The sequence below is a fragment of the Mesorhizobium sp. M1338 genome (genome assembly GCF_040318045.1).
Lineage (GTDB): Bacteria > Pseudomonadota > Alphaproteobacteria > Rhizobiales > Rhizobiaceae > Mesorhizobium.
In genome coordinates, this window is the sequence record NZ_JAMYLL010000057.1 from 20,721 (window position 1) to 28,842 (window position 8,122).

5 protein-coding genes are annotated in these 8,122 nt (G+C 62.3%); 4 read left to right on the forward strand and 1 reads right to left on the reverse strand.

Annotated elements, in window-relative coordinates; genetic code table 11:
- Window positions 1–7 precede the first annotated feature (7 nt).
- Together NKH19_RS29230 and NKH19_RS29235 are read left to right on the forward strand one after the other, a co-directional pair.
- The gene (locus tag NKH19_RS29230) at window positions 8–1,087 is read left to right on the forward strand and encodes an ABC transporter ATP-binding protein (RefSeq protein WP_352871524.1); all 1,080 of its coding nucleotides are present in this window, start codon (window positions 8–10) and stop codon (window positions 1,085–1,087) included.
- Between the two features lie 35 nt (window positions 1,088–1,122).
- Window positions 1,123–3,150: an aldo/keto reductase gene (locus tag NKH19_RS29235; protein WP_352871523.1), complete on the forward strand. Its 2,028-nt coding sequence runs from the start codon at window positions 1,123–1,125 to the stop codon at window positions 3,148–3,150.
- Window positions 3,151–3,177: 27 nt separating this feature from the next.
- Here the strand turns inward: NKH19_RS29235 and NKH19_RS29240 are convergent, their stop codons facing one another.
- On the reverse strand, window positions 3,178–4,224 hold the full coding sequence (locus tag NKH19_RS29240; RefSeq protein WP_352871521.1) for an AraC family transcriptional regulator: 1,047 nt from the start codon (window positions 4,222–4,224) through the stop codon (window positions 3,178–3,180).
- A 75-nt stretch (window positions 4,225–4,299) separates the two neighbouring features.
- Between NKH19_RS29240 and NKH19_RS29245 the strand changes: the two genes are divergently transcribed.
- Together NKH19_RS29245 and NKH19_RS29250 are read left to right on the forward strand one after the other, a co-directional pair.
- Complete coding sequence (locus tag NKH19_RS29245) at window positions 4,300–5,766, forward strand: alpha-glucosidase/alpha-galactosidase (protein ID WP_352871519.1); 1,467 nt, start codon at window positions 4,300–4,302, stop codon at window positions 5,764–5,766.
- A gap of 118 nt (window positions 5,767–5,884) precedes the next feature.
- Window positions 5,885–7,969, forward strand: a complete 2,085-nt coding sequence (locus NKH19_RS29250; RefSeq protein ID WP_352871518.1) for an ABC transporter substrate-binding protein — start codon at window positions 5,885–5,887, stop codon at window positions 7,967–7,969.
- The last annotated feature ends 153 nt before the right edge of the window (window positions 7,970–8,122 follow it).

Consider the following 8,122-nt stretch of genomic DNA (forward strand, 5'->3'; position numbering starts at 1 on the left):
GGGCAGAATGGCAACGGTCACGCTCAACAATGTCGTCAAGCGCTTCGGCGTCTTCGAGGTCGTCCATGGCGCCAGCATCGACATCAAGGACGGCGAATTCGTCGTCTTCGTCGGCCCCTCCGGCTGCGGCAAGTCCACGCTGCTCAGGATGATCGCCGGGCTCGAGGACATCAGCGGCGGCGAGATCGCCATCGGCGGCAAGGTGGTGAACGATGTCGAGCCGGCCGACCGCGGCATCGCCATGGTGTTCCAGTCCTATGCGCTCTATCCGCATATGAGCGTCGAACAGAACCTCTCTTTCGGGCTGCGCATGACCGGCAACCCGAAGGCCGACACCGACCGGCGGGTGAAGCGGGCGGCCGAGATCCTGCGCATCAGCGAATTGATGGACAGGCGGCCGAAGAAACTTTCCGGCGGCCAGCGCCAGCGCGTCGCCATAGGTCGCGCCATCGTGCGCGAGCCGCAGGTCTTCCTGTTCGATGAGCCGCTCTCCAATCTCGACGCCGAACTGCGCGTCCAGATGCGGGTCGAGATCTCTCGGCTGCACAAGGAACTCGGCGCCACCATGATCTATGTCACGCACGACCAGACCGAGGCGATGACGCTCGCCGACAGGATCGTCGTGATGCGCGCCGGCCATATCGAGCAGATCGGCCGGCCGCTCGATCTCTACGACAATCCCGACAACCAGTTCGTGGCGGGCTTTGTCGGCTCGCCGAAGATGAACTTCATCAAGGCCCATATTGTCGGGCACGATGCGCGTGGCGTGATCGTCGAACTGGCGGGTCAGGAGAAGACCCGTTTCATCCAGCCGCTGACAGGCGCTACGCCCGAAGTGGGGAGCAAGGTCATCGTCGGCGTGCGGCCCGAACATTTCGGCAGTGCGGGAGAAGGTGGCGCCGACCTCGTCGTCGGCATCGACGTGATTGAGCATCTCGGCGGCACGAGCTTTCTCTACACCAGAACGGCCAATGGTGAAGACGTGGTGATCCAGCGCGACGCGGCAAAGGTCCCCGATACGCCCGAGATCACCGTTTCCATCCGCAAATCCTACCTGTTCGATGAAAAAGGACTGCGGCTGCGCTGACCGGCCGCCCTTTCCAGCCTTCAAGGAGAATGACAATGACCGCAACCACGCCCATTCGCTGGGGCATCCTCGGGCCGGGCAGCATCGCCCAGTCCTTTGCCGGTGGCGTGGCCGATTCGCGCACCGGAAAGCTGGTCGCCATCGGTGCCCGCAATCCCGCCAAGCCTGGCCTTGCCGAGAGTTTCCCCGGCGCCCGCATCCTCGACGGCTACGACGCACTGCTCGCCGATCCCGACGTCGACGCGGTCTACATTTCCATCCCGCATCCCGGCCATGCGCAATGGGCGATCAAGGCGGCCGAGGCCGGAAAGCATGTGCTGTGCGAAAAGCCGCTGGCGCTGACCGCCTTCGAGGCCGACGCCATGATGCATGCCGCGCGCAAGGCCGGCACGTTTCTCGGCGAGGCCTTCATGTACCGGCTGCATCCGCAGACGCTGAAGCTGGTGGAACTGATCAGATCGGGCGTCATCGGCGACGTCAGGATGATCAAGTCGAGCTTCGGTTTCGCCATGCCGCGCTTCATGCCGGAGCACCGGCTCTATGCCAACGATCTCGCCGGCGGCGGCATTCTTGACGTCGGCGGCTATCCCGTCTCGATGGTGCGGCTGATTGCCGGCGCCGCAGCCGGAAAGCCCTTCGCCGAGCCGGATAAAGTGGTCGGCACCGCCCATCTTGGCCAGTCCGGCGTCGACGAATGGGCCTCGGCGCTGCTGCATTTCTCGGGTGGCATTGTCGCCGAAGTCTCCTGCAGCATCTCGCTCAACCAGGACAATGTTCTGCGCATCCTCGGCACCAAAGGCCGCATCGAAGTGCCGGACTTCTGGTTCGCCGGCGGCAACCGCGACGTCGGCCTTGGCCAGATCGACGTCATTGCATCCGATGGCACGCGCGAGACCATCAGCGTCAACGAGAAGCGCCATGTCTATTCCTTCGAGGTCGACGCAGCCGGTGAGGCCATCCGCGCCGGACGGCAGGAATTCGCCTGGCCGGGCATGGCATGGGCGGAAAGCCTCGGCACGTTGCGTGTGCTGGACAGATGGCGGGCGGCGGCCGGCCTCGAATACGGGATCGAGAAGGCCCAACAACGTATCAACACCATCTCCGGCCGGCCTTTGCGGTCCGGCGGAACGGCGATCGCCAAGCGCACGATCCCCGGCCTGTCGAAGCCGGCATCGGTGGTGGCGCTCGGCTTCGAGGATTTCCGCACGTTTTCCTCGGGCTCGATCCTGCTCGACGCGTTTTTCGAGGCTGGCGGCAATCTATTCGATACGGGCTATGTCTACGGCGCCGGCTATACGGAGAAGCTGCTTGGCGAGTGGTTGAAAAACCGCGGCGTGCGCGCGCAATCGGTGGTCATCGCAAAGGGCGCGCATTCACCGCTCTGCTATCCCGATGTGATCGGCAAGCAGCTCGACCAGTCGCTCGACCGGCTGCAGACCGATCATGTCGATGTCTACTTCATGCACCGCGACAATCCGGATGTGCCGGTCGGCGAATTCGTCGATGCGATGGATCGCGAGGTGAAGGCAGGTCGCATCCGCGGCCCGTTCGGCGGCTCGAACTGGACGATGGAACGCATGGATGAGGCCATTGCCTATGCCGAGCACACCGGCAAGCAGAAGCCGGGCGCGCTGTCCAACAATTTCTCGCTGGCCGAAATGTTGGAGCCGATCTGGGCTGGCTGCGTCACGTCCTCCACGGATGCGTGGAAGGCCTGGCTGACATCTAGGCAGATGCCGAATTTCGCCTGGTCGAGCCAAGGGCGCGGCTTCTTCACCGATCGCGCCGGGCGCGACAAGCAAGACAACGAGGAACTGGTGCGGGTGTGGTACTCGGAGCGGAATTTCGGCCGCCGCGACCGCGCGATCGAACTCGCCGAGAGACTTGGCAAGAGCCCGATCCATGTTGCGCTCGCCTATGTGCTCGCTCAGCCTTTCCCATCCATTCCGCTGATCGGGCCGCGCACGCTGGACGAGTTGGACGACAGCCTGCGCGCCCTCGACATCACGCTTTCGCGGGCCGATCTCGAGTGGCTGGATGGCGGCGGTCTGCGCGCTGCCTAGTTTGCTGCCTGTCTAACGGCGGCGGTGTCAGGTCCCGTCATCGGAGGCCCTGACGCCGCGCCTGGCCGGGGTTCTCATGCTCGCGTACATGCCGGTGGTGCGGAATTGGCTTGGCGTAATGCCGTAGCAGCGACGGAAAACCTTCGAAAAATAGTTCGCGTCCTCGAAGCCGCACAGGATGGCGACTTCCTTCACCGGCAGGAAGTCCGCCTTTGTCAGCAGCTTCGCCGCCCGTTGCAGGCGCTGCTGCAGCACGAACTCGGCGGGCGGCAGGCCTTCGCTCTCGGCGAAACAGCGTGAGAAATGGGCCCGGCTGAGGCCGCTGATCTGGACCAGATCCGCCACCGGCAGCGGCCTGTCGAGATTGGCATTGATGTGATCGATGACGGGCTGCATGACGCTCTGTTTTTCGGCAAAGGCGTGGGAGCCGAAGACATCGTCATAGAGTGCCATCGCAGCCTCGTAGGCTATCGCCGAAGCAGCACCCGGCGAAGCAGCCCCTTTGATCAGGCGCAGGCTGCAATCGGCAAGATGATCGATCGTCGCCGGCTGCAGCCGAAATACAGGACCAGAGACGCTAAGGATCGACTTGTGGATGCGCAGCGCTTCCTCGCCGTTCATCGAAATCCAGAAATACTCCCAGCGCTCGTCCTCAGCCAGCCAGTAGCGGTGGTTGTGCGGCACCAGCACCAGCAATGTGTCGTTCTTCTGCAGCCGGTAGTTGCGGTTCTCATAGCGCAGCCGGCCAGCTCCGCTGATCGTGTGCTGGAGCACGGTGAACGGTGTCTGGCCGCGCTTGCGGCCGTCCCAATCGTAGATCTCGTCCTCGCGCACCTCATAGCCCGTGCTCGTCGGCATGGCATGCAGGCGCTGGCGACCGCGCGGCAGCGAGATCGTGCGCATGGATTGTCCGTTGGCTATCAAATCGTGCAGCACAAAATTACCCTCGAAAGCATAATCCTTCTCTGGTCGCGCTCGCGAATAAGCGCATAATCCCCGTCGAAAAGCGAGAGAGATCCGCGGTCGAGGAGCGGACAGGGAGGTTGGTGAGCCGGATTCCGGCTTGTCGCGCATACATGTCACGGCATGTGGCTACAACTTCCCATTGTCATTCCTTGCCTGCAATTCGAATGGAATGAGGTGCGGCTGATGAGTTTCAAAATCGCTATCATCGGTGCGGGCAGCGTCGGCTTCACCAAGAAATTGTTCACAGACATCCTGTGCGTGCCCGAATTCAAGGACATCGAATTCGCGCTGACCGACGTCAGCGAGCACAATCTTCAGATGATCAAGGCGATCCTGGACAGGATCGTCGAGGCAAACAAATTGCCGACCAAGGTGACGGCGACCACCGACCGCCGCGAGGCGCTCGATGGCGCACGCTACGTCATCAACTGCGTGCGGGTCGGAGGCCTCGAAGCCTACGCCGACGATATCCGCATTCCCCTGAAATACGGCATCGACCAGTGCGTCGGCGACACGATCTGCGCCGGCGGCATTCTCTATGGCCAGCGCAACATCCCGGTGATCCTGGATTTCTGCAAGGACATCCGCGAGGTCGCCGAGACGAACGTCAAATTCCTGAACTACGCCAACCCGATGGCGATGAACACCTGGGCGGCGATCGAATACGGCAAGGTCGACACCGTCGGGCTCTGCCACGGCGTTCAGCACGGCGCCGAGCAGATCGCCGAGGTCCTGGGCGCGAAGTCCACGCAGGAGCTCGACTATGTCTGTTCCGGCATCAACCACCAGACCTGGTTCATCGACCTGCGCCTGAACGGCCGTCCCATCGGCAAGCACGAACTGGTGGCCGCCTTCGAGGCGCATCCGGTCTATTCGCGGCAGGAGAAGCTGCGCATCGACGTCCTGAAGCGCTTCGGCGTCTATTCGACCGAAAGCAACGGCCATCTTTCCGAATATCTGCCCTGGTACCGCAAACGTCCCGACGAGATCACGCGCTGGATTGACATGTCCGACTGGATCCACGGCGAGACAGGCGGTTATCTCCGCTATTCGACGGAAACCCGCAACTGGTTCGAAACGGAATATCCGCGGTTCCTCGAAGCGGCGTCGAAGCCGATCGACCAGGAGAAGCGCTCTAACGAGCATGCCAGCCACATACTGGAGGCGCTGGAGACCAACCGCGTCTATCGCGGCCACTTCAACGTCAAAAATAATGGCGTGATCACCAACCTGCCGCAGGATGCCATCGTCGAGTCGCCCGGTTTCGTCGACCGTTTCGGCATCAACATGGCCGCTGGCATCACGTTGCCGGAAGCCTGCGCCGCCACCTGTATCGCCTCGATCAATGTCCAGCGCATGTCGGTGCATGCGGCGATAGCAGGCGACATCGATCTGTTGAAGCTCGCCGTGCTGCACGACCCGCTGGTCGGCGCGGTTTCGACGCCGGAGGAGGTCTGGCAAATGGTCGACGAAATGGTCGTCGCCCAGGCGGCCTGGCTGCCGCAATACGCCCATGCGGTCCCGGCCGCCAGGGAGCGGCTGTCGACTTCGGCGGTGAAGACCCGCGAGTGGGCGGGCGCCGCACGGCGCAGCGTTCGCTCGATCGAGGAATTGCGCGCCGAAAAAGCCGCGCTGGCGCAAGCCGGCTGAAACCACATGCGGTGATGGTGGATCCAAGGGAGGCGGATCCACTGCCATGAAGCCGTTTGAGTTCGAGGAGAAGCGGAGCAGGTAAAACTGCTCCGAATAAACAAGAGGGAGAGAGACAGTGAGGAATTTACGCAATATCGGCCTTGCTGCCGGACTGGCGCTGAGCGTCTCGGTCTCGGCACTCAACGCATACGCTAGCGAACCGACGGTTCCGCCGGCGCCGACACCGTTCCCCGCCGAGGGCAAGATCAACTATGTGGCGCGTGACTCCATTCTGGAGTTCAAGGCACTCCCCGAATATCACGAGCCCGATTGGGTCACCGAGAAATACGTCAAGGCCGGCAAGCTGCCGCCGGTGAAAGACAGGCTTCCGAAAGAGCCGCTGGTCTTCAAGACGGGCAACATGCAGGATGGCATCGGCGTCTATGGCGATACGATGCGCCATGTCATCGGCGGACGGCCGGAAGGCTGGAACTACGGTGCGGGCCAGACGCAAGGGTGGGGCGGCATCGATATCGGCCTTTCCGAATGCCTGACGCGCACCGCGCCCCTGTTCCAGGTCGAGGCGAAGGACACCGAGCCGCTGCCGAACCTGGCCAGGAGCTGGGACTGGTCGAAGGACGGCCACAAGCTGACGATGCACCTGGTCGAGGGTGCAAAATGGTCTGATGGCGTTGCCTTCAACGCCGACGATGTCATGTTTTACTGGGACGACGAGGTCGTTGACCCGAACGTCTCGCCGCTGAACGGTGCGACGCCGGAAACCTTCGGCGTCGGCACGACGCTGAAGAAGATCGACGACTATACCGTCGAGTGGACCTTCAAGGATGCGTTCCCGAAACAATATCTCTATGCGATGGCCTATGGCACCTTCTGTCCCGGGCCCGCGCATATCCTGAAGCCGCGGCATCCGAAATATTCGAAGAACACCTACGACCAGTTCAAGAACGCTTTCCCGCCGGAATATATGAACCTGCCGGTGATGGGCGCCTGGGTGCCGGTCGAATACCGGCCTGACGACATCATCGTCATGCGCCGCAACCCCTACTATTGGAAGGTTGACGAGAAGGGCAACCAGCTGCCTTACCTCAACGAGCTGCAGTACAAGCTGTCGACCTGGGCCGATCGCGACGTCCAGGCGGTCGCCGGCTCGGCCGACTTCTCCAATCTGGAGCAGCCGGAAAACTTCGTCGCGTCGCTGAAGCGTGCGGCGGAGGCGAACGCGCCGGCCCGTCTCGCTTTCGGCCCCCGGCTCATCGGCTACAATCTACGCATGAATTTTTCCGCCAATGGCTGGGGCAACCCGGACGAGCGCGGCCAGGCGATCCGCGAGCTGAATCGCAACGATGATTTCCGTAAGGCCGTCACCATGGCGCTCGACCGCAAGGCGCTCGGCGACTCGCTGGTCAAGGGGCCGTTCACCGCCATCTATCCGGGCGGCCTGTCGTCGGGCACCAGCTTCTATGACCGCGATTCGACCGTCTACTACCCCTTCGACCTCGAGGGCGCCAAGGCCGAATTCGCCAAGGCCGGCCTCAAGGATACGGATGGCGACGGTTTCGTGAACTTCCCTTCCGGCACCGCCGGCGGCAAGAATGTCGAGATCGTGATGCTGGTCAACAACGACTACACGACAGACAAGAGCCTTGCCGAAGGCGTCGTCGCCCAAATGGAAAAGCTTGGGCTGCGGATCGTGCTCAACGGCCTCAACGGCACCCAGCGCGACGCTTCCCAATATTCCGGCCGCTTCGACTGGCTGGTCCGACGCAACGAACAGGAACTGACGTCGGTGGTGCAGAACACCGTGCAGCTTGTCCCGATTGGTCCACGCACCAGCTGGGACCATCGCGCGCCGGAGAACGGCGAGGTCGATCTGATGCCCTTCGAAAAGGACCTCGTCGACATCGTCAACAAGTTCATCTCTACGCAGGACAATGACCAACGCGCCAGCCTGATGAAACAGTTTCAGAAGATCTCGACAGAACACGTCTACAATGTCGGTCTGACGGAATATCCCGGCGCGCTGATCGTCAACAAGCGTTTCTCGAACATACCGCAGGGTACGCCGATCTTCATGTTCAACTGGGCCGAGGATTCGATCATCCGCGAACGGGTCTTTGTCGCGGCCGACAAGCAGGCGAAATACGAGTTGTTCCCCGAGGAGCTGCCTGGCAAGCCCGGAGAAAAAGGTCCGATGAATTAGGTTTACCTCCCCTGACCGAGAGAATTCGGGCCGCGCCCGAGGGCGGCGGCCCCCAAATACAAAAACCCCCCCCACCACCAGCGCGGGGAGTCGACCCAAAAAAGCGCCCCCCCGATATGGGATAGTACGAACACCCCGAACCTGGGGCAAAAC

Excerpts from the sequence above, each read along its gene's own strand:
- NKH19_RS29230 (WP_352871524.1), top strand. The coding sequence starts at position 8 with ATGGCAACGGTCACGCTCAACAATGTCGTCAAGCGCTTCGGCGTCTTC.
- NKH19_RS29235 (WP_352871523.1), top strand. The coding sequence starts at position 1,123 with ATGACCGCAACCACGCCCATTCGCTGGGGCATCCTCGGGCCGGGCAGC.
- NKH19_RS29240 (WP_352871521.1), bottom strand. The coding sequence starts at position 4,224 with ATGCGCGACAAGCCGGAATCCGGCTCACCAACCTCCCTGTCCGCTCCT.
- NKH19_RS29245 (WP_352871519.1), top strand. The coding sequence starts at position 4,300 with ATGAGTTTCAAAATCGCTATCATCGGTGCGGGCAGCGTCGGCTTCACC.